The sequence below is a fragment of the Mycolicibacter minnesotensis genome (assembly GCF_010731755.1).
Taxonomy (GTDB): Bacteria; Actinomycetota; Actinomycetes; order Mycobacteriales; family Mycobacteriaceae; genus Mycobacterium; species Mycobacterium minnesotense.
On record NZ_AP022589.1, the window covers coordinates 1,117,537 to 1,141,457 of the forward strand.

Consider the following 23,921-nt stretch of genomic DNA (forward strand, 5'->3'; position numbering starts at 1 on the left):
TTTTCGGCTCAGTCCGGCGCCAGGAATGCCGTCAGGGCCGCCGCGTAGGAGGCCACGTCGCGCGCACCCATCAGTTCCCTGGCGGAATGCATGGCCAGCTGCGGAGCGCCCACGTCAACGGTGGGAATACCGGTGCTCGCGGCGCTCATCGGGCCGATGGTCGATCCGCACGGCAGGTCTGCCCGATGTTCGTAGCGCTGCAGTGCCACCCCCGCCGTTTCGCAGGCCAGCGCGAAGGTGGCGGCGGTGCGACCGTCGGTGGCGTAGCGCAGGTTGGGCTGCACCTTGAGCACCGGGCCGCCGTTGACCGCGATCTGGTGTCCCGGTTCGTGCCGATCCGGGTAGTTCGGGTGGGTGGCGTGCGCCATGTCCGCCGAGGCCAGCGTGGAGGAGGTCAGCCGCCGCAGGAAGTCCTCCCGATCGCCACCGGCGGCCAAGGTGATCCGCTCCAGGACACCTCGCAACAGATCCGACTGGGCACCATGATCCGAGGTCGACCCGACCTCTTCGTGGTCGAACAACACCAGCACCGGCAGGTGAGGACTGGGGTTGGCGGCGAGCAGAGCCTCCAGCCCGGCATAGCAGCTGGCCTGATTGTCCAACCGCGGCGCGCTGAGGAACTGCTGACCCACACCGGTCACCGTCGACGGCACCAGGTCGTGAGTCATCAGGTCGAAGCCCAGCACGTCACGGGGTGCCACGCCGGCGCGTTCCGCGACGTAGCCCAGGAAATCCGGGGACCGCCCATCGCCCCAGACCGCGTTGACGTGGCGCTGCGGATCCAGTTTGACAGCGGCGCGGTCGTCGGCCAGATGGATCGCCAGCTGCGGCACCCGCAGCATCGGCTCGTCGATACGGACCAAGTGGTGGCTGATTCCCGCGCCTTGAGAAGGGTCGAGCACCGACAGTCGGCCGCTGATGCCCAGGTCGCGGTCCAGCCAGGAGTTAAGCCAGGCACCGCCGTAGGGCGCCAAGGCCACCATCTGCCAGCCGGCGACCTCGCGGGCGGGGTGTTGCTTGACCCGCAGGTTCGGGCTGTCGGTATGCGCGCCGATGATCCGGAAGGGGGTGGCCGGGTTCGCCCCGCCACCATCCCAGGCAATCACCGAACCGGCCCGGACGGTGAAGTACCTACCGGGCGTCGCCGGCCAGCGATCGGTCTCGGTCACCTCGGTGTAGCCCGCGGCTCGCAGCCGGTCGGCCACGGTCGCGCAGACATGGAACGGCGACGGTGAGGCATCGATGAACTCGCACAATCCGGTTGCGGTGGCGGCCATGGGCTCAAGTCTTTCGCATCGGGACACCGATCGGGGCGTTAGGGTCGATACTGTGCCGTCCGTTCAGCCAGTGACCGCTCCCCTGACTTGTGCGGCCATCTTTCTGGTGGCCACCATCGACGAAGGTGGCGAGTCGACCGTGCATGACGCCCTGCCCGACCTGGCAGGTTTCGCTCGCGCTATCGGCTTCCGCGATCCGACCAAGCGGCTGTCCTTGGTGACCTCGATCGGGTCCGACGCCTGGGCTCGACTGTTCTCCGGGGCCCGGCCGGCACTCCTGCATCCGTTCGTCGCGCTCACCGGTCCGCGCCACACCGCCCCGTCCACACCGGGGGATCTGCTGTTTCACATCAAAGGCGAAACCATGGACGTCTGCTTCGAGCTGGCGGGACGGATCGTCAAGGCGATGGCGGGCGCGATCACCGTGGTCGACGAGGTGCACGGTTTTCGGTTCTTCGACAATCGCGACCTGCTCGGCTTCGTCGACGGCACCGAGAACCCGGTCGACGACGAAGCCGTAGCGGCTACCGCGATCGGTGACGAGGACCCGGACTTCGCCGGCGGCTCCTACGTGCACATTCAGAAGTACGTGCACGACATGGCCGCCTGGGAGGCCCTGCCGGTCACCGAGCAGGAACGGGTGATCGGGCGCACCAAGGCCGACGACATCGAGTTCGACGACGCGGTCAAGCCCGCCAACTCACACATCGCCCTAAACGTGATCACCGATGCCGACGGCAACGAGTTGGACATCGTGCGGCACAACATGCCTTTCGGGACAGTGGGTTCCGGCGAGTCAGGGACCTACTACATCGCCTACTCGCGGGACCCGGCGATCACCGAGCAGATGCTGCGCAACATGTTCCTAGGCGATCCACCGGGCAACACCGATCGCATCCTGGACTTCTCCACCGCACTCACCGGCGGGCTGTTCTTCACCCCCACCGCCGCCTTCCTCGACGATCCGCCGCCGCCTGCGGGCGCATCGGTTCCGACCCCCGCTGAGCCCGTGAAGTCCGCCGCCGTTCAAGGCTCACTGCACATCGGCAGCCTGAAAGGAAACTCGCAATGAACAACCTGTATCGCGATCTGGCCCCGGTCACCGAAGCCGCCTGGGCCGACATCGAACAGGAGGCGACCCGAACCTTCAAGCGGCACATTGCCGGACGTCGTGTGGTCGATGTGAGCGAACCGGCCGGGCCGACTGCCGCCGCGGTGGGCACCGGACGGCTGACCGGCATCGGCGCCCCGGGCGACGGCGTCGAGGCGCATCTGCGCGACAGCAAACCGCTTGTGCGCCTGCGGGTTCCGTTCACCTTGTCCCGCGCCGAGATCGACGATGTCGAGCGGGGCTCACAAGATCCCGACTGGGACCCGGTAAAGGCCGCGGCCAAGAAGCTGGCGTTCGCCGAAGACCGGATCATCTTCGGCGGGTACCCGGCCGCCTCGGTTGAGGGCATCCGCAGCGCCAGCTCGAACGCGGCACTGCCGTTGCCGGAAGACCCGCGCGGCATCCCGGACGTGATCAGTCAGGCCCTGTCGGCGTTACGCCTGGCCGGCGTGGACGGGCCGTACTCGGTGTTGCTCTCGGCCGACGCCTACACCAAGGTCGCCGAGACCTCCGATCACGGCTATCCGATCCTGGAGCACCTGAACCGTCTGGTCGACGGGGACATCATCTGGGCCCCGGCGATCGACGGCGCGTTTGTGCTGACCACCCGAGGCGGCGACTTCGACCTGCGGCTGGGCACCGACGTGGCGATCGGCTATCTGTCCCACGATGCCGAGAACGTGCAGCTCTACCTACAGGAGACGCTGACCTTCCTGTGCTACACCGCCGAGGCAGCGGTGGCCCTGAACCCCTAGGCAGGGTCCTGTTCGTGCTCGGCGAAACCACTGCAGCGCTGCGCAATGCGGGCATAGCATGGGCCGATGAGCGACTCGGTCACGCCCGACCAAGCGATGCAGGTAATCCGGGCTGCGGGCGGCGCGCAGCCCGGCTGCCGCGCACTGCACGCTAAGGGGACGTTGTACCGAGGCACGTTCCAGGCGACGCCCGATGCGCGCACGCTGTCTCGCGCACCGCATCTCGACGGGTCTTCGGTCCCCACCCTGATCCGATTCTCGAATGGCTCGGGCAACCCGGCGCAACGAGACGGGGCGCCGGGGGTGCGCGGGATGGCGGTGAAGTTCACGCTGCCCGACGGATCGACCACCGATGTGTCCACCCAGACTGCGCGGTTGTTCGTCTCCAGTACCCCGGACGGTTTCATCGATCTGTTGCGGGCCACCCGGCCCGGTCTGACCGCCCCGCTTCGGTTGGCCGGGCATCTCCTCACCCACCCCCGTCTGCTCGGGGCCTTGCCGGTGCTGCGCGCCGCTAACCGGATCCCGGCAAGCTACGCCACGGTGGAGTATCACGGTTTGCACGCGTTTCGCTGGGTGGCGGCCGACGGCAGCGCCCGCTACGTGCGTTATCACCTGACCCCGGCCGCCGGAGAGCAGTTTCTGTCCACGTCGGCCGGGGCAGCCCGTGGCGCTGACTTTCTCACCGCGGAGCTGAACGATCGGCTGGCGAACGGGCCGGTGCGATTCGATTTCCGGGTGCAGATCGCCGGGCCGAGCGACTCGACGGTAGATCCGTCGATGCCTTGGGCGAGCAGCGACTACGCCACGGTGGGCACCATAGCCGTCACCGGACTCGACACCGAACGTGAGCGCGGCGACGACATCGTGGTGTTCGACCCGATGCGGGTCACCGAGGGCATCGAGCCTTCCGCCGATCCGGTGCTCAAGTTTCGAAGCCAAGCCTATTCAGCGTCGGTCAAGCTGCGCACCGGTGTGGATCGCGGCGCTGCGGCACCACCGGCCTGATCCCGCGGTAAAACTCTGGCGATCTCCGACCACCTGCGCGTACTTTCAGACGATGCCAATCAATCGACGCAAGGTCTTGGGCGGAGCAAGCCTGGCCGGCGCCGCAGCCATGACCGGCGCCGGTGTCGACCGCGTTATCGCCACCGGAACTCCGAGTTTCCGCACAGGTAAGGAAGAGTCCATGACCGATGATGCGGCCCGCTTTGGCAATCCCCGCATTCCGTCGGAGACCATCACGACTCAGTCGCACCTGTTTCGACTGGGCGAGCAAGCCAGCAACAACTATGACGGCGGCTCATTCAAGCAGGCCAGCGAGGACAACTTCCCGATCCTCAAGGGCCAAGAGGCCAGCATCGTGCTGCTGACGCTGGAGCCCGGAGGGATTCGCGAGCCGCACTGGCATCCCAGCGCGTGGGAGCTCAACATCGTCATCAAGGGCACCGCGGCCTGGCTCGTCATCGACGGAAACGGCAATGACGAGAGCTTTGATCAGCACGTCAACGACGTGGTGTTTGCACCCCAGGGATCGTTTCACTACTTCGAGAACCGGGGCACCGAAGACTTGACGATCCTGATCATTCAGAACACCAGTGCGCCGGAATCCAAGGACAACATCGGTATCGGCGAGTCCCTGAGCAAGCTGCCGCCGCGGGTGTTGTCGGCGGTGTTCGGCGTTCCCGCCGAGACATTCAAGTCCTTCAAGAAGATCGACAACACGATCACCATCCTGCGCGCGCCGTAGGCCTGCGCGGCCGGCGGATGTCAGGCCGTCAGCACCGCGTCCAGCGCGGAGTAGAACAGCCCCAAACCGTCGTCGCTGGGACCGGTCAACGCCTCGATGGCATGCTCGGGATGCGGCATGAGCCCGACCACCCGGCCGTTGGCCGAACTCACCCCGGCGATGTCGCGCTGCGAGCCGTTGATGTTGTCGAGGTAGCGGAACACCACCCGGCCCTCGCCCTCAAGCTCGTCGAGCACGGCTTCGGAGGCCACGTAGCGACCCTCACCAGACTTCAGCGGCACCAGCAGGTCCGCGTTGTCCTCGAACCGCGAGGTCCACGCCGTGGAGGTGGACGCCACCCGCAGCCACACGTCGCGGCACACGAAGTGCAGGCCGATGTTGCGGGTCAGCGCACCCGGGAGCAGTCCGGCTTCACACAGCACCTGGAAGCCGTTGCAGATACCCAACACCGGCATGCCTTGTCCGGCCGCCTTGACGACCTCGCCCATGACGGGGGCGAAGCGGGCGATGGCGCCGGCACGCAGGTAGTCACCGTAGGAGAACCCGCCGGGCACCACCACGGCGTCGACGCCTTTCAGGTCGGCGTCGGCGTGCCAGAGGCTGACCGGCTCGGCGCCGACCAGCCGGACCGCGCGGGCCGCATCGACGTCGTCCAGAGTGCCGGGAAAGGTGATGACGCCGACGCGGGCGCTCACGTGGTCTCCCGGGTGACGGTGAAGTCCTCGATCACGGTGTTGGCCAGCAGCGATTCGGCGATCTCGGCGAGTGCGGCGTCGTCGACAGAGTCGTCGACCTCGAGTTCGAAACGCTTGCCCTGCCGCACGTCCGACACTCCGGCGTGTCCGAGCCGGGAAAGCGCACCGACGATCGCCTGCCCCTGCGGGTCGAGGATCTCGGCTTTAGGCATCACGTGCACAACCACCCGGGCCACGGGTGCTCCCTACTGTCGACGGGGAATCGGTCGGGTCAACAATACCGATGCTCGTCGGCGGCGCCGGAGCGCACAATCTTTAGCTATGCAACTGACCCATTTCGGCCATTCCTGCCTGCTCGCCGATTTCGGCGGGACCACGGTGCTGTTCGACCCCGGCAACTTCTCCCACGGTTTCGAAGGCATCACCGGGCTGGCGGCCATTCTGGTCACCCATCAGCACCCCGACCACGCCGACACCGCGAGGCTTCCGGCCCTGATCGACGCCAATCCCGGTGCTGCGCTCTACGCCGACCCGCAGACCGCTGCGCAGCTCGGACCACCCTGGCGGGCGGTGCAGGTCGGTGATGCCTTTGACGTCGGTCCGTTGCGGGTGCGCGGGGTAGGCGGGCAGCACGCGGTGATCCATCCGGAGCTGCCGATGATCGACAACATCTCCTACCTGGTGGGCGACGCCGGGCACCCGGCCCGGCTGATGCATCCCGGTGACGCGCTGTACGTGCCCGGCGAACCGGTGGACGTGCTTGCCACCCCCGCGGCGGCGCCGTGGATGAAGATCTCCGAGGCAGTCGACTACCTGCGGGCGGTGGCGCCGCGCGCCGCGGTGCCGATCCATCAGGGCATCATCGCCAGCGAAGCCCGCGGGATCTATCACGGCCGGCTGGCCGAGATGGGGCACGCCGACTTTCAGGTGCTGCCCCAGGAGAGCGCCGTCTCGATGTGAGAGCTTCCCCTGACGCCCAACGTGAAGCTGGGTTCACGGTCGATGCCCCACCGTGAAGCCAACTTCACGCTCGGCCGAGGGGCGCGCGGCGTCAGGCGATGTCAGCGGCGGCGCCACGGCCGGCTGCACGACCGGAGAAGATGCAGCCACCCAGGAACGTGCCCTCCAGCGCCCGATAGCCGTGCACCCCGCCACCGCCGAATCCGGCCACCTCCCCGGCCGCATACAACCCGTCGATCGGCTTGCCGTCTGCCCCCAGCACACGGGCGTCCAGATCGGTCTCCAAGCCACCCAACGTCTTGCGGGTCAGAATGTGCAGCTTGACCGCGATCAGCGGACCCGCGGCGGGATCGGTGAGCCGGTGCGGGGCCACCACCCTGCCAATCCGGTCGCCCAGGTAGGCGCGGGCACCGTGGATCGCGGTGATCTGGCCGTCCTTGCTGAATCGATTGGCCACCTCGCGGTCGCGTGCGGTGACTTCGGCCTCGACGGCGGCGTAGTCCAACGGGAGCACGTCGGGCAGGGCGTTCATCGCGGCGACCAGCTCGCGCAGCGACTCCGCGTGTACGAAATCCACGCCGCGGTCGATGAATGCCTGCACCGGCGGGGGCGGCCCCGACCGGGCCCGTGACGCGGCCAGCTGCCGCAGGCTGCGGCTGGTCAGGTCGGGATTCTGTTCCTGGCCCGACAGCGCGAATTCCTTCTCGATGATCCGCCGGTTCAGCACAAACCACGTGTAGTCCTGACCGGAGCCGGCGATGTGCTCGAGAGTTCCCAGGGTGTCGAACCCGGGATAGAGCGGCCCGGGCAGCCGCGCGCCGGCGGCGTCGAGCCACAGTGCTGACGGACCGGGAATGATCCGGATGCCGTGATCCGCCCAGATCGGGTCGTGGTTGGTGATGCCTTCGGTGTAGTGCCACATCCGGTCCCGATTGATCACCCGGCCGCCGGCCGCTTCAGTAATGCCGATCATCCGGCCATCGACGTGCGCCGGCACCCCGGCCAGCAGCTGCTCAGGCACCCGGCCCATTCTCGCCGGCCAGTTCTGCCGAACCAGGTCGAGGTTGCCGCCTATCCCGCCGCTGGTGACCAGTACCGCAGATGCACGGAACTCGAACTGCCCCACAGTGTTGCGAGACGACGCCACCCCGCGTTGCGCGGCGCTGGGTTCCAGCACGCTCCCCCGCACTCCGGTGACCGCGCCGTCTTCGACGATCAGCTCGTCGACGCGGTGCCGGTGCGCGAACCGGACCCGGGAGCGGTCACGCAGCCGGGCCGCGAAGATCTCGACCAGGGCTGGACCGGTACCCCAGGTGATGTGGAACCGGGGCACCGAATTTCCGTGGCCGATCGCGCCGTAGCCCCCACGCTCGGCCCAACCCACCAGCGGAAAAAGTTTCAAACCGCGGGCCCGCAGCCAGCTGCGCTTCTCGCCCGAGGCGAAATCCACATAAGCGTGTGCCCATTGCCGCGGCCAGTAGTCCTCGGGCCGGTCGAAGCCCGCAGTGCCCAGCCAGTCCTGCAGCGCCAGTTCGTGACTGTCGCGAACCCCGAGGCGGCGCTGTTCGGGACTGTCGACCAGGAAGAGTCCACCGAACGACCAGAACGCCTGGCCGCCGAGGTTGGCACTGTTCTCCTGGTCGACGATGAGCACTCGCAGGCCGCGCTCCGCAAGTTCGCAGGCCGCCACCAGACCTGCCAGACCTGCCCCGACGACGATGGCATCGGCGTCCGCCTTAGCGTTCATGGCGTCCCAGGGTAACGACTCAGGCGCTGAGCTCCGCGCCCACATCGACCACCGGCAGCGGCCAGCGGTAGCGCTCCGGTCGGCAACCGTGCCCCAGCGCGGTGTCCACTGCCTCCAACATCGCCTCGGCAACACCCGGTTTGCTCAACTGGCGGGCACCGACCGACAGACGCACTACACCGTCGCGACGCGCGATGCGATCGGTGGTCGCCACCACCATGCGGCACCACCACGGCGTGGTGAGAAAACCAGCACCGACACCGATCACCCGGGCCCGCTCGGTGTGGCCCACGACCAGGTCGGTGACGCCGTGCAGACCGGCCAGAAGCCTGAAGCCGTTGCGCGGCAAGGCTCTCACCGTCCCCTCCGACACGGTCCACCCGGGCGCGGCGAACAGGCGGGTACGCAACCCCAGATGCTCCAGCACGCGATCGGCGCCCAGCAGTCGCAGATTGGCCTCATGGGCGGGCAGCGTGGCGAATTCGCCGCGGCGCCGCTTGGTGGCGGCCTCATCGAAGCCGTGCAACACGATGGCGGCGCCGCCGGCGCGCCGCTGTGTCAGCCAGTCGACCGTGCCGGGGTCGCGGTCGAGGCGGTAGTCGGCGCCCAGCCGCGGCGCCACCAGCAGCGACACGCCCACTCCCCGGCTGTCCAGCTGCGCGCAGAACGCCGCAGCTTCGTCACGGGTGTGCGCGCCGATCCCGGAGACGGAGACGATCAGTTGTCCGGTCACCCCATCAGTGTGACCACCGCAGGTGTCCGGCCGGTGACGTCGAGGAAGACGTCAGCTGGCGCTACGGAGTGGGCTTTCGGCGACTGTGGTCGGCCGGATCGGTGGTATCGGCGGCGATCGCCTTGAGCCGGGCCAGATCACGCGGGTGCAGATCCGGCGCACGCTCTAACGACTCCACCAGCAGATCGGTCTGCTCACGCAGCGCCGGCAGATGCTCAGGCCGACCGTACTCCTTGACGTGCGCGACCAACATCCGCAGCACCCGCAGGATCGCCGCCGCGACCATGGGCTGACTAGGCGCCGCCTGGCGAAGTTGATCGAAACCGTGTCCGATGTACTCCTTGGGATCTAGATCCCAGGGCCGCAACAGTATTCGTCCATCCATCCCAGCGACGGCCGGCAGTCGCGGTGGCGCCGTCAAGACCCGGCGTAACAGACTGCCCACCCGCAGCGTCGCCTCCACCGCGGTAGTCGGGTCGTTGATCGCCGAGCTCAGCGCCCGCAGGCCGATGTCGACCAACTGGCGGAAAGCGAAGTCGACGTCTTCCTGCATGGTGCGACTGTCACTGACGACCACGGCCCGGGCCAGCTTGTTCCGCACCCGATCCGGGTGCGCGGGCACCGGCCAGATGGTGACCAGGGGTTGACCCAGGTGGATGTAGGCGCCGACACGAGTGTCCAGCCGGATGGTGGTGCCGGCTGGGATGGCGGCCAACAGCCGTTCGGCGTGGACCTGACTGACCCAGCCGTTGCCGGGCGACGTCAGCCGCAAAGCGTTCGGCGGAACGTCCATATCGGCGTCGTGGGCCGGTCGCTCGTGCGCGGCGGCGGCCGCGACGGCATCGATCACCATCGCGCCCTCTGCGGCGATCTCGCGCACCACCTGTCCCACCTCTAACCGGTGGGCCAGGTGGTCAACGTGGGCGATGATCGTGATCACCGTGCCGATGGTCAACACGATCGCGACGGTGACGGTCAGCGGCGGCGCCGGCACCGGCGACGAACCGTCGAGATCGGGCAGGCTCAGCACGCAGTACACGAACGTCGCGACCAGCAGGCCGATGACGACCTGACTGAGCCGGTCCCGAATGAACCACCGCATCACCCGTGGCGACAGCTGCGAGCTCGCCAGCTGCAAGCTCACGATGGTCAGCGAGAAGATGACCCCGGCGGTGGTGATGGTCGCGCCGGCGATGGTGGACAGCAGCGTGGTGGCCACGCCGCTGTCCATCGTGAGCAGATAGCGCGACGAGGGACCGATGTTGCTGTCCGCCACCCGGGTGATGACCGCCAGCGCCATCCCGCCGACCACAATCAGCAGCGGTAGGGCGAAGAGGCTTTCCCGGAATCGGTAGGCCAGCGCCGCCGCCCGCACGCTGGGGAAGCGTTCCGACCGGGTATGCATCACCCAGGCAGGACGGCTTCGATGGCTGCGATGACCTCGGGCGCGTCGGGCACGGTGGTGGGCCGGAATCGGTTGACCACAGTGGCGCCGGGGGCAAGGAGAAACTTCTCGAAATTCCACTGCACGTCACCGGCGGCACCCTCGGCGTCGGCGGCCTTGGTCAGTTCCGCATATAACGGGTGCCGCTGCGCACCGTTGACATCGGCCTTGGCCAACAACGGAAACGTCACTCCGTAGGTGGTGGAGCAGAAGGTCTGAATCTCCTCGGCTGTGCCGGGTTCTTGGCCCATGAACTGGTTACAGGGCACGCCCAACACGGTCAGCCCGCGGTCACCGTAGTCCTGTGCGAGTTTCTCCAGCGCCCCGTATTGCGGAGTCAGTCCACATTTGGATGCGACGTTGACGACCAGGATCGCGCGGTCGGCGTAGTCGGCCAGCGAAGTGGACTGGCCGTCAAGGGTGGTCAGCGGAATATCGGCGAGGCTCATGGCCGCGACGTTACCCGCAGCCGACCACCGACAGCAGCCAGGCGTAGGAGAACGCGATCTCCTTCCAGCGTTCATAGCGCCCGGAGATGCCGCCGTGGCCGGCATTCATCTCGGTCTTCAACAACACTGGATTCTCGTCGGTCTTGGTGTGCCGCAGCGCCGCGACCCACTTCGCCGGTTCCACGTAGTACACCCGAGTGTCGTGCAGCGAGGTCATCGCCAGAATGGGCGGATAGTCGCGGTGGGCGACGTTCTCGTATGGCGAATAGGACTTCATGTAGAAGTAAACGTCCTTGTCGTCCAACGGGTTTCCCCATTCGTCCCATTCGGTGACCGTCAGCGGCAGGGATGGGTCCAAGATGGTGGTCAGCGGGTCGACGAACGGGACCTGGGCCACGACACCGGCAAACAGGTCGGGCGCCAAGTTGGTCACGGCGCCCATCAGCAGGCCACCGGCACTGCCGCCCATCGCGGCCAGGCTTCCGGCCCGGCAGATTCCGGCATCGATCAGGTGGCGGCCCACCGCGACGAAGTCGCTGAAGCTGTTCTTCTTCTCGAGCAGTTTGCCGCCGTCGTACCACAGCCGGCCGAGTTCACCCCCGCCGCGGACGTGCGCGACGGCGAACACCATGCCCCGATCCAGCAGCGACAATCGCGAGATCGAGAACTGCGGATCTTCGCACATCTCATAGGCGCCGTAGCCGTACAACAGTGTGGGAGCGGGCAGTTCGAGTCCAGCTCGGTGCACCACCGAAACCGGGACCCGGGTGCCGTCCTGCGCGTAGGCCCAGTCGCGATATTCGACGTAGTCGGCGCTGCGGTACTCGCCCAGCACCGGTTGTTCCCGCAGCAGGGTTCGTTCGCCTGTCGCGGTCTCGATGTCGTAGATGCGCACCGGGGTGATGAACGACGTCGCCCCCACCCGCAGTTTCGGGGCGTCCCAGTTCGGATTGGACCCCAGGCCCGCAGAGGTCAGTTCGGTGTCGAAGGTGATCTGCTGTGGCGGCTGGAAGGCCCCGTCGGCGCCGATCGGCCACAACTCGATGCGGGGCAGTCCGTCGGCGCGGTACCCGACCACCAGATGCCGAGCGAAGGCATCCACCGAGTCCAACCGCACGTCGTCGCGCCCGGCGATCAGGGTCTGCTGCGCGGCGGGATCGCCGGCTTGGTCCACCGGCACCTGCACCAAGGTGAAGTTGATCGCACCGTCGTTGTGCAGCATCAGGAATTGATCCTGGCCGCCGATGATCGCGTGCTCCACCGAGTACTCGATGCCGTCGCGGCGCGGTAGCACCACGCTGAACTCGGCGTGCGGGTCGGCGGCGTCGGCGTAGCGCACCTCGGAGGTGATCGACGACCCGGCCGCGATCAACACGTAGGCGTCGCTGCGGGTCCGTCCCACGGACAGCCAGAATCGCTCATCGGCCTCGTGGTAGACCTGTTCAGCGGGCTGGCCAGATGCGCCGATCCGGTAACGCCACACGGTATCCGGACGCCAGGCCTCGTCAACGGTCACGTAGTACACGGTCCGGTTGTCAGTCGCCCAGGTCACCCCGGCGCCGATCCCGGCGATCTCGTCGGCAAGCAGTTCGCCGGTACGCAGGTCCTTGAAACGCAGGGTGTACCGCTCGTCACCAACGACGTCTACGGAGTAGGCCAGGAGGTTTCCGTCCGGGCTGACACCGGCGGCGCCCAGGGCGAAGAAGTCGTGCCCTTCGGCTTCCACATTCTGGTCGAGCAGCACCTGCTCGCCAGGGATCTCGGTGACTTCGTCGAGCTGCGGAGGATTCCAGTCCTCAGGGTCAGTGACCGGGCAGCGGCATTGGACGCCGTACTGCTTGCCTTCGAAGGTGCGCCCGTAGTACCACCAGCCACCCCGACGGGCGGGAACCGACAGATCGGTTTCCTTGGTTCGCGCCTTGATCTCATCGAAAATGTTCTGCCGCAGGGGCTCCAGATGCGCAGTGGCGGCCTCGGTGTAGGCGTTCTCGGCGTCTAGGTGGGCGATGACGGCGGGATCAGCCTTGTCGCGCAACCATTCGTAGTGGTCGACGAACTCGTCGCCGTGATGCCGGCGGGTGCTGTCCACCCGCTTGGCCGAGGGCGGACCAGGCAGAGGCGCAGATGCGTCGATCATGCGCCGGGGCCGACCCAGTCATCGAAGGACAGGCCCGAAATCCGTTCGTAAGCCTCGATGTAGCGCGCACGAGTGGCGGCGACAACGTTCTCGGGCAGCGGCGGAGGCGGCTGGTCTCCGGAGCGGTCCCACCCGGATTCCGGACCGGTCAGCCAGTTGCGGACGAACTGCTTGTCGAAACTGTCCTGAACGACCCCGGCCCGGTAGTGGTCGGCGGGCCAGTACCGCGACGAGTCGGGGGTGAACACCTCGTCGGCGAGCACCAGGTTGTCGTGTTCGTCGATGCCGAACTCGAATTTGGTGTCGGCGATGATGATTCCCTTGGTCAGGGCGTGGTCTGCGGCCTGCACATAGGTGGCCAGGGTGCGGTCGCGCAGTTGTCCGGCGCGTACCGGACCGACCAGATCGATCACCTGCGCGAACGAGATGTTCTCGTCATGCGCACCGATCTCCGCCTTGGTCGCCGGCGTGAACAGGGGATTGAGGAACTTGCTGGCTTCGACCAATCCCGGCGGCAAGGGGATGCCGCACACGGCGCCGCTGCGCTGGTAGTCCAGCAGACCCGAGCCGGTGAGGTAGCCGCGCGCCACGCATTCGACGGGCATCATCTGCAGCTGACGCACCACCAGCGCTCGACCGAGCACCTCATCGGGGATCCTCGGGTCATCGGGCGGTCCCGCCAGGTGGTTGGGGGCCTCGACGAGATCGAAGAAAAAGACACTCATCGCCGTGAGGATGCGGCCCTTGTCCGGGATCTCGCTGTCGAGGATGTAGTCGAACGCCGAAATGCGATCGGTCGCGACGAAGAGCAGGTGCTGATCGTCGATCCGATAGAGTTCGCGGACTTTGCCGCTGGCCAGGTGCTGGTAATCAGAGAGCGCGGGACGCGGCATTGCGCCAGCCTAGTGGGCAGGGTGCGCCCGCCCCCAACTCAGCACGGGGAACCACACATCTCGTCCAGATAATTGTTAGTGTCCTCATACCCGTTGCAAAGGTTTCCTCGTACCCAAGGCAGGTCCGCTGATGGTTCCCGCACGCAGTTCCGACTCCCCTCGTCGGCCGCACCGGCAGAAGCGCCGCGCCGGCCTGGCCGTCGCCGCCGCGGCGGCGGGGGTCTCATTCGGAATCGGCCTGCCCGCGCTGAGCGCGCCCGTAGCGCACGCCGATATCGAGGACGCCTTCGATCAGCTGATGACCGGCATCTCTGTCGACACGTTGGGCGACTGGCCTGGACTCGCTAGCGGCACCACCTTCGACCTCACCGACTGGTTCCAGCAGGCGATCTATCTGCCCCTGTACAACGGACTGGACCAGTGGCTGGACACCCAGGCCGGCCAGCAGGTCGCCGGTTTCCTCAACGGGTTAGGCAGTTTTGTCATCGGTGACGGCACTGCGGGCACCGAGACGGACCCCGACGGCGGCGCCGCGGGCTGGCTGTTCGGCACCGGCGGCGCCGGGTGGGACAGCGATCAGATCGGAGTCGCCGGCGGGGCCGGTGGTGCGGCGGGGCTGATCGGCAACGGCGGAGCGGGCGGTGACGGTGGCGCCGAAGCCGCCGGCGGCGCCGGCGGCAGTGGCGGCTGGTTGCTGGGCAATGGTGGTGCGGGCGGTGACGGCGGATACGGCGCCCACGGTGGTGACGGTGGCAGCGGTATCGGCCTGTTCGCCGCCGGCGGCCACGGCGGTGACGCCGGTAACGGCGACAGCATCTTCTCCACCCCTGGCTGGGCGCGACCGGCGCTGGGCGGGGCCGGCGGCAACCCCGGGCTGTTCGGTACGCACGGCTCCGTCGGCGCGTTCGGCATCTTGGACAGCGGGCCGCCGATCGGCAGCGGCGCCTTCAGCACCGCCGGCACCTGGCTCACCGATGCCGACGGCCGGGTGGTGATCCTGCACGGGGTCAACGAGGTCAACAAGTACGCCCCCTTCACCCCGGAGGCCGACCACTTCGACGCCCAGGATGCGGCGTACCTGGCCGCCAATGGCATCAACTCGGTGCGCGTCGGCGTGATCTGGTCCGGGGTCGAACCCAGCCCAGGCCAGATCGACTACGGCTACCTGGCATCGATCAAGGCCACCGTCGACCTGCTCGGTTCGTACGGCATCGTCAGCGTCATCGACATGCACCAGGACCTGTACAGCGACACCATCACCGGCATCGGTGACGGGGCACCGGCCTGGGCGGTACAGATCGGGGACGCGCTCAATATCAATTTCGGCTGGCCGTGGAACTACCCGCTCAACGCCGCCGTCAACCACGCCTGGGATGCGTTCTGGACCAACTCCCCCGGCCCCGACGGGGTAGGCCTGCAAAACCACTACGCCGGAATGTTCCAGGCCGTGGCGGGTATGCTCAACGGCAATCCCCATGTCGCCGGCTACGAGCTGATGAATGAGCCCTGGCCGGGTTCGGGCTATCTGTCGACCGCTTTCGGCAACCCGTTCTTCGACACCCAACAGTTGTCGCCGTTCTATGACCAGGTGACCGCCGCGATCCGCTCGGTCGACCCGAGCACGCCGGTCATCTTCGGGTCCAACACCTTGTTCGGCAACCTGCCGGTTCCCACCCATGTGACCCCACCGGATGACCCGAACGCGATCTTCGCCTTCCACAGCTACTGCCCGTGGTACGAGATCTTGGGCAGCGACTTCGGCTGCGGGCTGTTCGACAGCTTCATCATGGACCACGCCAACGCCTACTCGCAGGCAAACAATGTTCCGGCCCTGCTCACCGAGTTCGGCAACACCACCAATCCCAGCGTGATCACCGGCGCCGCCGGGTCCGCCAACCAGTACGGCTTCGGTTGGCTCTTCTGGGATTACAACAACGTCCTGGTCCGCGACATGGATCAGCCGCCGGTCGGCGACAACGTTGCCACCGACGCGGTGAACGCGCTGGCCGCGCCCTATCCGCAGGCGGTAGCCGGCATTCCGGGCAACTGGTCGTTCAACGACGGGACTTTCGCGTTCAACTACTCCACCGAGATGGCCAACGGCTCGGGACAGTTCGCCGCGGGAGCGCACACCAACATCTCGGTACCACCCAGCCTCTACCCGGACGGCTACCAGGTGACGGTGACCGGAGGGCAGGTCGTCTCGGCCGCCGACGCCCCGGTGCTGGTGATCGCCTCCAACGCCGGTGCAGCCACCGTCACGGTGACCGTCACACCCAACAGCTGAGGCCCATCGCCTGCCGGACGGGCGCCGGGTGTGTTGGGATCGAAGGCATGACGTCCCGGTTGCTGCCCTATGCCACCTCCCCCGGCCGCTTGCTGGTCCAACTGCTCAGCGACCTCGTCGTCGCGGCATGGACCTTCCTATGGGTGATGATCGCGCTGGCGGTGCACGGCGCGGTGACCACCATCGCCGGAGTCGGTCAACAGTTCGAGCGCGGGGCCAACGGCGTAGCCGACAGCTTGGCGTCGGCGGGCAAGAGCGCAGACCGCATCCCGCTGGTGGGCGACGCGGTGAGTAAACCCCTCACCGCAGCGGGCCATGCGGCAATCGACATCGCCGGAGCCGGCCACAACTTGAACTCCACCGCCGGTTGGCTGGCCTACGTGCTCGCATTCGCCGTCGCGGCGCCGCCGATTCTGGCGGTGGCGATGCCCTGGCTGGCATTGCGATTGCGGTTCTTCCTGCGCAAACGGGCTGTGCTTGGCCTCTACTCCAGCCCCGCCGGAAAGCAGCTTCTGGCGCTGCGTGCGCTGACCAATCGCCCGCTGGGCAAGCTGACCGCGATCAGTCCCGATCCCGCCGGGGCCTGGCGGCACGCCGACCCCGTCGTGATCGGGGGCCTCGCCGCCCTGGAACTGCACGCCGCGGGCCTGGCCCGGCGGTCCCCCGCCGCGAACAGCTAGGAGCTCAGCTCCACCATCATGTGCCGCATCCCGGTATGCCGATTGCTGCGCGTCCATTCCACCGGCGCCACCACCGCCACGTCACCGAACCGTCCGAGTAACTCCTCGTAGAGCACCCGAAGCTCGAGTCGCGCCAGATGGGCGCCCAGGCAGAAGTGCGCGCCGTGGCCGAATCCGATGTGCGGATTGGGTTTACGGCTGATGTCGAATTGGTCGGCCCGGTCGAAGACCGCCGGATCGCGGTTCGCCGACCCCTCCCACACCAGAACCTTCTGTCCGGCCTCGATGGTCTGCCCGCCCAGCACCGCACGCGCGGTAGCAGTACGCCGCTTCGACGGAGCCGGCGAGGTCCAGCGCAAGATCTCCTCGATGGCGGTGGGCAGCAGGCCGAGGTCGCCGCGCAGCAGGCGGTACTGATCGGGATGCTGGGCCAACGCCAGGAGCCCGCCGGCGATGGCGTTGCGGGTGGTCTCGGCGCCGGCACTGAACAACAATTGGAAGAACAGGTAGACCTCGAGGTCGCTGAGCTCGGGGTCGGTGGAATTGGCCACCACCGAGAGCATGTCGTCGGCGGGCTCAGCACGCTTGGCCGCGATCAGCTCCCTCCCGAAGGTGTAGACACGGTTGCCGGCGTCCTCGATAGACAGCCGCGACACCACGGCCTTACGCGATCCGCGGAAGTCGAAGCTGGGCTCGATCGCCTCGAAAAGCCAGTGCCGGTCGGCTTCGGGCACCCCCAACAGGATGCAGATCATCTGCATCGGCACCTCGGCGGCGATGTCGACCAGGAAGTCAAAGGGAACGCCGCGCTCGACGGCGTCGAGCAGCGCCCGGGCCCGGTGGCGGAGGTCGGTCTCGACGCGGCGGATCATCCGCGGAGTCAGCCCGGAACTGACCAGCCTCCGAACCTGGGCGTGCCGCGGGTCGTCCATCATGTTCAGCAACTGGCCCGCGATAGGTAGGTCTTGCAGCACGGTGCCACCGAACGGGCGCTCCCCGCCGGTGACCGACGAATAGGTCTGCGCATCGCGCAGCACTTCGAGGGTTTCGGGGTGGGTGGCCACCGACCAGAAGCCCTCGCCGTCGGGGGTGTGCACCGTGGGCTCATGCCAAAACACCGGGGCAACCCGGCGGTGCAGAGCGAACAACTCGTGCGGGAAGCCGTCGGCGAAGTTGTCCAGGTCGGTGAAGTCGATACCCGCGAGCTGCTGGGCCTCCATGACGGCTAGAGGATCGCGCCCGGAGCGTAGGCGGCGGCGACCGGATTCCGCTCGATGAGTTCGGCCACCTGAGCCGCAATCCGGTCGACCTGATCGGCCGCCGCTCCCGTGAACGCCTGCCGGTCGGCGACCGCCGCCTCCAGCGCGGCGCGGTCCAGCGGCAGTCGTTCGTCGGCGGCCAGCCGGTCCAGCAGGTCGGGTTCGGCGCCGCGTTCGCGCATGCCCAGCGCGACAGCCACCGCGTGCTCCTTGATGACCTCGTGGGCGACCTCGCGGCCCACCCCGGCACGCACCGCCGCGATCAGGACCTTGGTGGTGGCCAGGAACGGCAGGTAGCGGTCCAGCTCGCGGGTGATCACCGCCGGGTAGGCACCGAATTCGTCGAGCACGGTCAAGAAGGTCTCGGTCTGTCCGTCGACGGCGAAGAAGGCGTCGGGCAACGCCACGCGACGCACCACGGAACAGAAGACGTCGCCCTCGTTCCACTGCGCACCGGCCAGTTCAGCGGCCATCGACGCGTAACCCCGCAGCACCACCTGAAGGCCGTTGACCCGCTCGCAACTGCGCGTGTTCATCTTGTGTGGCATTGCCGACGAGCCCACCTGGCCGGGTGCGAACCCTTCGGTGACCAGTTCGTGGCCGGCCATCAGGCGGATGGTCTGCGCCAGCGAGGAGGGGCCGGCACCCAGCTGCACCAGCGCCGAGACCACGTCGTGGTCCAGCGAGCGCGGATAGACCTGGCCGACGCTGGTGAGCACCGCCGAGAACCCCAAGAATGCGGCGACCCGGCGTTCCAGCTCACTGAGTTTGGCGGTGTCACCGTCGAACAGATCGAGCATGTCCTGCGCGGTGCCCATCGGCCCCTTGATGCCGCGCAGCGGGTAGCGGTCGATCAGCTCACGCACCCGCTGCAGCGCGAGCAGGGTTTCCTCGGCGGCCGAGGCGAACCGCTTACCCAGCGTGGTGGCCTGCGCGGCGACGTTGTGGCTGCGCCCGGCCATCACCAGGTCCCGATAGGCCACCGCGTGGTTGACCAGGCGCGCAGCCACCGCGACCCCGTGGTCGTGGACGAGTTGCAGGGATTGGCGGATCTGCAGCTGCTCAACGTTTTCGGTCAGGTCCCGGCTGGTCATGCCCTTGTGGATGTGCTCGTGGCCGGCCAGCGCATTGAACTCCTCGATGCGGGCCTTCACGTCATGGCGGGTCACCCGCTCGCGGTCCGCGATGGAGGCCAGGTCGACCTGGTCGAGGACGGCCTCGTAGTCGGCGATTGCCTGCGCGGGAACCGGCACGCCGAGCTCGGACTGGGCGCGCAGCACCGCCAGCCACAGTCGCCGTTCGGCGACGATCTTGGCCTGCGGCGACCAGATGTCTGTCATCGCGGTGCTGGCGTAGCGGTTGGCCAGCACATTGGGAATGCTCACGAGCAGCTAGCTTACGGTCGCCGGACGCACCGCTTCGTCAGCGGGGAATGCGCGAGGATTCCGGCGCGTCCGCAATGATGGGCCCGCGTCCTTCAGTCAGCGATATCGCAGCCTCGATGAGGAAATCCGCGAGCGTCTGGATCGCCTGCCCCGGCGGCAGCGGTTCACAGATGAAGACAGGATTGGCTCGGGTGGCGCGCCGCATCATGTGATGGCATCCCGGCGCGAACTGCACCCGCTGCACCGTCATATCGTCGGCCCGGTTGGTGAGCGGGTGGGGATTCTGGATGTAGTGGATGCAGGTTCCCGTGCGGTCGATCCCGTAGCCGCTGAGCGCCGCGGCGCCGGGGTCAACGGTGAGCGGCCAGAACGGCGGCGCGAGGTCGAAGAAGCGCACGATCTCCCGCCGAGGACCGACCGGCACATGCCGGGTGAGCGATCGCGTCCTACACCGGGTGGCGATGTCGTAGGGACGCACCCGGGAGCCGTGCATGGCATCCAAGAACACCTCGGCCGCGATCCGGGCCGCAGGCGGCCACTTTTGCTGCGCTAATGCGCCATAACTGTCGTTGACGCATCCAACGGTCAACATGGAGACTCCGAATGTCGAGAAAAATGGACCGGATCGTAGTCTGACACAGACTGCTAGTCGGTGACTAGGCTTTGGTCGATGGGTAATGGGAAGCCAACCCGGCGGGACATGCATGCTGAGCTCACACGGTCCGCTGTGCTCGACGCCGCCCGTACCTTGTTCGTCTCCCAGGGATTCGACGCAACCTCGGTCGACGAGGTCGCGCAGTTGTCGCAGTCCAGCAAGGGTGCGGTGTACCACCACTTTCGCGATAAGCAGGCAATTTTCGCCGAGGTATTCCGGGCCAGCCAGGCCGACCTCATGCAGGCCGTGCTGCCCGGCGCTCTGGAGGCGATGCCCGACGGAGCCAGCCCCTGGGAGCAGGCGCTGCTGGCGATCAGTGCGGTGCTGCGCTGCTACGTCGACAATCACGACGCGCGGGTGTTGCTGCGCGAATCGGCCAGCGCCCTGGGCTGGGACCGCAAACAGGCGGTCGACGAGGAACTGGCGCTGCCCCTGCTGCGCGGCGTGCTCAGCGAGCTGATCGAGGCCGGTGAGGTCCTAGCGCTACCGGTCGGGGTCACCGCCGAACTGCTCTACGCCCTGCTCAGCAAGACCGGTCCGATGATCGCCGCGGCCGCGGATCCCGCGCAGGCGGTCAGCGAGATCGAACCGGTCTTGTTCGCGTTGCTGAACGGTCTGCGCGGCGAACCGACACCGACGGCGGGCCGACCACAGCGGTTGGGCTTCGCCCGACCGCACAACGCACCGTAAAGGCTGCCGCCTACAGCGCGTGCAGGATGTCTTCGACCCGGTCCTTGGCGTCGCCGAACAACATGGCGGAGTTCTGCCGGAAGAACAGCGGGTTCTGCACACCCGCGTAGCCCGAAGCCATCGAGCGCTTGAACACGATCACGTTGTCGGCGTCCCACACGGTCAGCACCGGCATTCCCGCGATCGGGCTCGACGGGTCTTCGGCGGCGGCCGGGTTGACGGTGTCGTTGGCGCCGATCACCAGGACGACCGAGGTGTCACCGAAGTCGTCGTTGATCTCGTCCATCTCCAGCACGATGTCGTAGGGCACCTTGGCCTCGGCCAACAGCACATTCATGTGCCCGGGAAGGCGACCGGCGACCGGGTGAATACCGAAACGCACCTTGACGCCACGGTCGCGCAGCTTGCGGGTGAGTTCGGCGACCCCGTACTGGGCCTGCGCGACAGCCATGCCGTATCCCGGGGTGATGATCACCGAGTCCGCGCCGGACAGCAGTTCGGCCACGCCTTCGGCGGTGATCTCGCGGTGCTCGCCGTAGTCCTTGTCCTCCGACGGACCGGCCTCGATCCCGAAGCCACCGGCGATCACCGAGATGAAGGAGCGGTTCATCGCCTTGCACATGATGTAGGACAGGTAGGCACCCGAGGAACCGACCAACGCGCCGGTGATGATCAGCAGGTCGTTGGAGAGCAGGAAGCCCGAGGCCGCCGCCGCCCAGCCCGAGTAGCTGTTGAGCATGGAAACGACCACCGGCATGTCGCCGCCGCCGATAGAGGCCACCAAGTGCCACCCCAGCGCCAACGCCAGCACGGTGACCGCGATCAGCAACCACAGCTGCGGCTCGTAGACGAACCACACCGTGCAGGCCACGAACGCGACTAGGGCACCGATGTTCAGGAAGTTCTTGCCGGGCAGCATCAGCGGGTTGGACTTCATCCGCGCCGAGAGCTTGAGGTTGGCCACGATCGACCCGGTGAAGGTCACCGCACCGATGAACACCCCGATGAACACCTCGGCGGAGTGAATTCCCAGCAGACCCGAGGCCGCCAGCTCCTGCGCGTCGGGCCCGTTCCTGGCTGCCTCGACATGCAGGTAGCCGTTCCAGCCGACCAGGACGGCAGCCAACCCGACAAACGAGTGCAGCAGCGCGATCAGCTCGGGCATGCCGGTCATCTCGACGACTTTGGCGCGCCACAAACCGATCGCCGCACCCACCACGGTCGCGCCGATCAACAGCGCCAGACCAGCAGGCTGGATGCAGTGGTTGACGGCCAAGGCGATGGTCGCCACCAACGCCACTGCCATCCCCAGAATGCCGAAGCTATTGCCGGCCTTGGACGTCTCGTGCTTGCTCAGTCCAGCCAGCGCCAGGATGAACAGCAACGCCGCGACGATGTATGCCGCCGAGGCGGCGGTCTCAACAGAAAACATAAGCGGGGTCTACTCCAAGTCGGGGTGCGCAGCGCTTAGCTGCGGGAGAACATGGCGAGCATGCGGCGGGTCACCGCAAAACCACCGAAGATGTTGATGCTGGCCAGCAGGATCGCCGCAGCGGCCAAACTCGTGATAATCGCGTCACCGTGGCCGATCTGCAGCAGCGCGCCGACCACGATGATTCCCGAGATCGCATTGGTCACCGACATGAGCGGCGTGTGCAGCGCGTGGTGCACATGGCCGATCACGTAGTAACCGATCACGATCGCCAGCGCAAAGACGATGAGGTGCACCTGCAGCGCTGCCGGAGCCATCGCGACCAGCGCGAACAGCACCGCAGCGGCCGCGACCACCACACCCAGTCGGCGCCCGGCCGACATCGGCTCCTTCTTCGCCTGCGCGACCACCGGGGCTTCGGCGACCTTGGCCGGAGCGGCCGAGACCTGCACCGGCGGCGGCGGCCACGTCGACTCGCCGTCGCGAACCACGGTCATCGACCGCTGCACCACGTCGTCGAAGTCCAGCACCAGCTGGCCGTCTTTGCCCGGGGTCATCAGCTTCATCAGGTTGACCAGGTTGGTGCCGTAGAGCTGCGACGCCTGGGCGGGCAACCGGCCGGCCAGGTCGGTGTATCCGATGATCGTCACCCCGTTGTCGGTGACGACGGCCTGATCCTTGACAGTGCCCTCGACGTTGCCGCCGTTGGCCGCGGCCATGTCGACGATCACGCTGCCCGGCTTCATCGACGCCACCATGTCCGCGGTGATGATCCGCGGTGCGGGCCGACCCGGGATGAGCGCGGTGGTGACGATGATGTCGACATCGGCGCACTGGTCGGCGTAGAGCTGAGCCTCGCGCACCTTGTAGTCGTCGCTCATCTCCTTGGCGTAGCCGGTGGCAGACACCTCGGTCTCGGTCGACTCGATCGACAGGTACTCGCCACCGAGCGACCGCACCTGATCAGCCACTTCCGGCCGCGGGTCAGTAGCCCGCACGATCGCCCCGAGGCTGCCGGCGGCACCGATGGCGGCCAGACCTGCCACCCCGGCACCCACCACCAATACCTTGGCCGGCGGGACCTTGCCCGCCGCGGTCACCTGGCCGGTGAAAAACCGGCCGAAGACATGGGCAGCCTCGATCACGGCGCGGTAGCCGGCGATGTTGGCCATCGAGCTCAGGACGTCCAGCGACTGCGCGCGGGAGATCCGCGGGACCGCGTCCATGGACAGCGCTGTGATCGGCCGACGCGCCAGATCCTCAACCCGATCAGGGTTCAATGCCGGCGCCAGCAGGCTCACCAATGTCGCCCCCGGCTTCATCCCGTCCAGCTGCTCGGCCGACGGGGCGTTGACACCGAAGACGATGTCCGCGCTGCGTGCGTCGCCGATAGTGGCCCCAGCCTCGGTGTACGCCTCGTCAGCGAACGATGACGCCGTTCCGGCACCGGAATCCACGACGACGTCGTAGCCGAGTTTGGTCAGTGCAGCGACCGTCGTCGGCGTCGCCGACACACGCGTCTCACCAGGCTGCGCCTCGGATAGGACACCGATATTCATGACGTAGCTCTCCACATTCGCAT

At 67.3% G+C, this 23,921-nt stretch carries 22 protein-coding genes; 8 read left to right on the forward strand and 14 right to left on the reverse strand.

What is annotated here, in order from left to right; all coding sequences use genetic code 11:
- Window positions 1-8: 8 nt before the first annotated feature.
- Window positions 9-1,277 (reverse strand): M18 family aminopeptidase, encoded by a 1,269-nt coding sequence (locus G6N09_RS05410; RefSeq protein WP_083026930.1) that lies wholly within the window; start codon window positions 1,275-1,277, stop codon window positions 9-11.
- 52 nt (window positions 1,278-1,329) lie between these two features.
- Here G6N09_RS05410 and G6N09_RS05415 point away from each other — a divergent pair, with 52 nt between their 5' ends.
- The 4 genes from G6N09_RS05415 to G6N09_RS05430 all read left to right on the forward strand — a co-directional run bounded on the left by G6N09_RS05415 (window position 1,330) and on the right by G6N09_RS05430 (window position 4,893).
- Window positions 1,330-2,349, forward strand: a complete 1,020-nt coding sequence (locus G6N09_RS05415) for a Dyp-type peroxidase (protein WP_083026929.1) — start codon at window positions 1,330-1,332, stop codon at window positions 2,347-2,349.
- Window positions 2,346-3,143 carry a family 1 encapsulin nanocompartment shell protein gene (locus G6N09_RS05420; RefSeq protein WP_083026928.1) on the forward strand — a complete coding sequence of 266 codons (798 nt, stop codon included), beginning with the start codon at window positions 2,346-2,348 and terminating at the stop codon, window positions 3,141-3,143. Before G6N09_RS05415 ends, G6N09_RS05420 begins: the two co-directional genes overlap by 4 nt.
- Window positions 3,144-3,209: 66 nt before the next feature.
- A complete protein-coding gene (locus tag G6N09_RS05425; protein WP_083026927.1) occupies window positions 3,210-4,151 on the forward strand; it encodes a catalase family peroxidase in 942 nt (313 codons plus the stop codon).
- 52 nt (window positions 4,152-4,203) lie between these two features.
- A complete protein-coding gene (locus G6N09_RS05430; RefSeq protein WP_083026976.1) occupies window positions 4,204-4,893 on the forward strand; it encodes a cupin domain-containing protein in 690 nt (229 codons plus the stop codon).
- Between the two features lie 20 nt (window positions 4,894-4,913).
- On the opposite strand, the gene purQ is transcribed toward G6N09_RS05430, so the two are convergent.
- Together purQ and purS are read right to left on the reverse strand one after the other, a co-directional pair.
- Window positions 4,914-5,588, reverse strand: coding sequence for a phosphoribosylformylglycinamidine synthase subunit PurQ (purQ, locus tag G6N09_RS05435; protein WP_083026926.1), 675 nt, complete (start codon window positions 5,586-5,588; stop codon window positions 4,914-4,916).
- Entirely contained in the window at window positions 5,585-5,824 is a 240-nt protein-coding gene (gene purS / locus G6N09_RS05440; RefSeq protein ID WP_083026925.1) for a phosphoribosylformylglycinamidine synthase subunit PurS, read from the reverse strand. Before purS ends, purQ begins: the two co-directional genes overlap by 4 nt.
- A gap of 85 nt (window positions 5,825-5,909) precedes the next feature.
- On the opposite strand from purS, the gene G6N09_RS05445 reads away from it, so the two are divergent.
- Window positions 5,910-6,548 (forward strand): MBL fold metallo-hydrolase, encoded by a 639-nt coding sequence (locus G6N09_RS05445; RefSeq protein ID WP_083026924.1) that lies wholly within the window; start codon window positions 5,910-5,912, stop codon window positions 6,546-6,548.
- Window positions 6,549-6,639: 91 nt separating this feature from the next.
- On the opposite strand, the gene G6N09_RS05450 is transcribed toward G6N09_RS05445, so the two are convergent.
- The 6 genes from G6N09_RS05450 to G6N09_RS05475 all read right to left on the reverse strand — a co-directional run bounded on the left by G6N09_RS05450 (window position 6,640) and on the right by G6N09_RS05475 (window position 13,951).
- The gene (locus G6N09_RS05450; RefSeq protein ID WP_083026923.1) at window positions 6,640-8,295 is read right to left on the reverse strand and encodes an FAD-binding dehydrogenase; all 1,656 of its coding nucleotides are present in this window, start codon (window positions 8,293-8,295) and stop codon (window positions 6,640-6,642) included.
- Window positions 8,296-8,314: 19 nt separating this feature from the next.
- Entirely contained in the window at window positions 8,315-9,028 is a 714-nt protein-coding gene (locus G6N09_RS05455; protein WP_083026922.1) for a DUF2334 domain-containing protein, read from the reverse strand.
- A gap of 61 nt (window positions 9,029-9,089) precedes the next feature.
- The gene (locus tag G6N09_RS05460; protein WP_083026921.1) at window positions 9,090-10,433 is read right to left on the reverse strand and encodes a DUF2254 domain-containing protein; all 1,344 of its coding nucleotides are present in this window, start codon (window positions 10,431-10,433) and stop codon (window positions 9,090-9,092) included.
- Window positions 10,433-10,921 (reverse strand): glutathione peroxidase, encoded by a 489-nt coding sequence (locus G6N09_RS05465; protein WP_083026920.1) that lies wholly within the window; start codon window positions 10,919-10,921, stop codon window positions 10,433-10,435. The genes G6N09_RS05460 and G6N09_RS05465 overlap by 1 nt, the downstream gene beginning before the upstream one ends.
- A 10-nt stretch (window positions 10,922-10,931) precedes the next feature.
- Window positions 10,932-13,058: a S9 family peptidase gene (locus G6N09_RS05470; RefSeq protein ID WP_083026919.1), complete on the reverse strand. Its 2,127-nt coding sequence runs from the start codon at window positions 13,056-13,058 to the stop codon at window positions 10,932-10,934.
- On the reverse strand, window positions 13,055-13,951 hold the full coding sequence (locus G6N09_RS05475) for a phosphoribosylaminoimidazolesuccinocarboxamide synthase (protein WP_083026918.1): 897 nt from the start codon (window positions 13,949-13,951) through the stop codon (window positions 13,055-13,057). The genes G6N09_RS05470 and G6N09_RS05475 overlap by 4 nt, the downstream gene beginning before the upstream one ends.
- A gap of 130 nt (window positions 13,952-14,081) precedes the next feature.
- Between G6N09_RS05475 and G6N09_RS20235 the strand changes: the two genes are divergently transcribed.
- Entirely contained in the window at window positions 14,082-16,238 is a 2,157-nt protein-coding gene (locus G6N09_RS20235; RefSeq protein ID WP_083026917.1) for a cellulase family glycosylhydrolase, read from the forward strand.
- 47 nt (window positions 16,239-16,285) lie between these two features.
- Window positions 16,286-16,918 carry a hypothetical protein gene (locus G6N09_RS05485; RefSeq protein ID WP_083026916.1) on the forward strand — a complete coding sequence of 211 codons (633 nt, stop codon included), beginning with the start codon at window positions 16,286-16,288 and terminating at the stop codon, window positions 16,916-16,918.
- On the opposite strand, the gene G6N09_RS05490 is transcribed toward G6N09_RS05485, so the two are convergent.
- Genes G6N09_RS05490 through G6N09_RS05500 form a run of 3 tightly spaced genes read right to left on the reverse strand, consistent with a single transcriptional unit; the run spans window position 16,915 to window position 20,154 of the window.
- Window positions 16,915-18,138 carry a cytochrome P450 gene (locus G6N09_RS05490; protein WP_083026915.1) on the reverse strand — a complete coding sequence of 408 codons (1,224 nt, stop codon included), beginning with the start codon at window positions 18,136-18,138 and terminating at the stop codon, window positions 16,915-16,917. The two genes, G6N09_RS05485 and G6N09_RS05490, sit on opposite strands and share 4 nt — an antisense overlap.
- Before the next feature lie 5 nt (window positions 18,139-18,143).
- On the reverse strand, window positions 18,144-19,562 hold the full coding sequence (purB, locus tag G6N09_RS05495) for an adenylosuccinate lyase (protein WP_083026914.1): 1,419 nt from the start codon (window positions 19,560-19,562) through the stop codon (window positions 18,144-18,146).
- Window positions 19,563-19,599: 37 nt separating this feature from the next.
- The gene (locus G6N09_RS05500; RefSeq protein WP_083026913.1) at window positions 19,600-20,154 is read right to left on the reverse strand and encodes a hypothetical protein; all 555 of its coding nucleotides are present in this window, start codon (window positions 20,152-20,154) and stop codon (window positions 19,600-19,602) included.
- Between the two features lie 78 nt (window positions 20,155-20,232).
- Between G6N09_RS05500 and G6N09_RS05505 the strand changes: the two genes are divergently transcribed.
- Complete coding sequence (locus G6N09_RS05505) at window positions 20,233-20,907, forward strand: TetR/AcrR family transcriptional regulator (RefSeq protein ID WP_083026912.1); 675 nt, start codon at window positions 20,233-20,235, stop codon at window positions 20,905-20,907.
- Window positions 20,908-20,917: 10 nt separating this feature from the next.
- On the opposite strand, the gene pntB is transcribed toward G6N09_RS05505, so the two are convergent.
- Together pntB and G6N09_RS05515 are read right to left on the reverse strand one after the other, a co-directional pair.
- Window positions 20,918-22,339: a Re/Si-specific NAD(P)(+) transhydrogenase subunit beta gene (pntB, locus tag G6N09_RS05510; protein WP_083026911.1), complete on the reverse strand. Its 1,422-nt coding sequence runs from the start codon at window positions 22,337-22,339 to the stop codon at window positions 20,918-20,920.
- A 35-nt stretch (window positions 22,340-22,374) separates the two neighbouring features.
- Window positions 22,375-23,898 (reverse strand): Re/Si-specific NAD(P)(+) transhydrogenase subunit alpha, encoded by a 1,524-nt coding sequence (locus tag G6N09_RS05515; RefSeq protein ID WP_083026975.1) that lies wholly within the window; start codon window positions 23,896-23,898, stop codon window positions 22,375-22,377.
- Window positions 23,899-23,921: the final 23 nt, after the last annotated feature.